The organism is Vibrio sp. 10N.222.48.A3, from assembly GCF_041475345.1.
Lineage (GTDB): Bacteria > Pseudomonadota > Gammaproteobacteria > Enterobacterales > Vibrionaceae > Vibrio > Vibrio tasmaniensis_A.
In genome coordinates, this window is the sequence record NZ_JBFRVX010001083.1 from 1 (window position 1) to 1,999 (window position 1,999).

3 protein-coding genes are annotated in these 1,999 nt (G+C 44.1%); all 3 read right to left on the reverse strand.

What is annotated here, in order from left to right; translation table 11 throughout:
- Window positions 1-2: 2 nt before the first annotated feature.
- From fliN to fliL, 3 genes are read right to left on the reverse strand one after another with little or no spacing between them, the layout of a single operon-like run.
- Window positions 3-413, reverse strand: a complete 411-nt coding sequence (fliN, locus tag AB4653_RS23840) for a flagellar motor switch protein FliN (RefSeq protein WP_004739851.1) — start codon at window positions 411-413, stop codon at window positions 3-5.
- A gap of 29 nt (window positions 414-442) precedes the next feature.
- Window positions 443-1,486, reverse strand: a complete 1,044-nt coding sequence (gene fliM, locus AB4653_RS23845) for a flagellar motor switch protein FliM (RefSeq protein ID WP_009848546.1) — start codon at window positions 1,484-1,486, stop codon at window positions 443-445.
- Between the two features lie 7 nt (window positions 1,487-1,493).
- The gene (gene fliL / locus AB4653_RS23850) at window positions 1,494-1,982 is read right to left on the reverse strand and encodes a flagellar basal body-associated protein FliL (protein ID WP_009848547.1); all 489 of its coding nucleotides are present in this window, start codon (window positions 1,980-1,982) and stop codon (window positions 1,494-1,496) included.
- Window positions 1,983-1,999: the final 17 nt, after the last annotated feature.

A 1,999-nucleotide genomic window follows, 5' to 3' on the forward strand; every position in this document is an offset into this window, starting at 1 on the left:
CATTAACGCAACTTCTTAATTCGTTCTGTTTGACTAATAACGTCTGTCAAACGAATACCAAATTTGTCATTCACCACAACCACTTCTCCATGAGCAATCAGAGTGCCGTTAACCATCACGTCAAGTGACTCACCAGCAATTCTATCTAGCTCAACAACCGAACCTTGGTTCAATTGAAGTAAGTTACGGATACTAATTTGAGAGCGGCCGACTTCCATTGAGATAGTCACTGGGATATCCATAATGGTATCCAGCTTACGACGCTCATCTTCTGAAATTGGAGACGATGAGTCGGTTAACTCATCAAGTGGTGCCGCGAGAACATCATCAACATCGATTGACGGTGCTGAAGGGTCTTCACCAAGTGCTGCAGCCCATTCGTCTGCTAGCTTTTGATCTTCACTAGGTTCCATTACCAATTCCTATACTTTTATCTACTTTGCTATTCTTCATCTTCGCTGTTTTCCAACTCAGACATTAAGTCTTTGCCAAGAAAGGCGAGATCGGTTTTGACCACATGAGGTCTTTCAATTTTTTCAGAAATCTGTACCGCGAGCTTCTCTCCAGAACGGCCCATTTTAACACGATAGGTCGGCAGTTCTTCAACAAACATGGTTGCATGCTCAGGCATATTCATCGGGATAACATCCCCAGGACGAAGTTCCATCAAATCACGCAAAGAGATATCTTGCTCGAGCAAATTGACACGGAAGTTGACTGGCACATCCATGATTTCATCACGCAATGCAGAGCTCCAACGAACGTCGGTTTCCATTTTATCTGATTGGACACCAGCATCCAGCAGTTCACGAATCGGCTCAACCATTGAGTAAGGCATAACCACATGGAAATCACCGCCGCCGCCATCGACTTCAATGTGAAATGAACTCACAACAATCACTTCGGTTGGACTCACAATGTTAGCCATGCTTGGGTTTACTTCAGAGTCCAAGTATTCAAACTCAACGCCCATCACGGGAGACCAAGCTTCTTTGTAGTCTTCAAAAACAATTTTCAGTAGTAACTGAATAATTCGTCTTTCTGTTGGTGTAAATTCGCGACCTTCAATCTTGGCGTGAAAACGACCATCACCACCAAAAAAGTTCTCTACGAGAATGAAAACTAGCCGAGCTTCCATCGTGATTAGCGCAGTACCTTTTAACGGGCGGAAGCGAACCATGTTTAAACTTGTGGGTACATAGAGTGTGTTCTGGTACTCACCAAATTTCATCATCTGTACGCCGTTGATCGACACTTCAGCCGTCTTACGCAACATATTAAACAAGCTAATACGCATATGGCGTGCGAAACGCTCGTTAATAAGTTCAAGGGTCGGCATTCGACCACGAACGATTCGATCTTGTGATGAGAAATCAAAATTGACCGTATTGTCACTTTCGGTTTCTAAGACATCTTCAACGTCTTCAACATCATCAACGCCATGTAATAGCGCATCAATTTCGTCTTGGCTTAATAAATCGGTCACATATTACCTATTGAATTACAAAGTCAGTGAATAACACTTTTTCAATTACCGGCTGGCCAACAGCTTGAGTTAAGCTTGCTTTAATATCTTCAGTCGCCTTGTTCCGCAGTTCAACTCTCCCGGCAGGAGATCGTAATTGATCGACCGTCGCCGAAGCGAATGTGGCAAGTAGTGCGCTTTCAACAAGTGGAGAGTGGTATCGAGCGAGAACTTCATTCTTCATACCACGTACCATCAGCTGTACTTTTATCTGAACTAAGCGATCTTTCTTATCGCCCGTAACGTTAAATAAGAAAGCTTGAGGCACATTAACATAGACCACTGGATCGGCACCCATGAGTTGAACCTCAGCTGACGACCCAGCACCCTCAGCCTTATCATCGGAACCCATTAAGAAAAATGCGGCACCACCACCTCCAAGTAACAGCACAACAACCGCGATAGCGATAATGAGGAGCTTACTCTTTCCTTTCGGTGTTTCTTGTTCTTCTGCCATATTCAGCTCTAACTTCC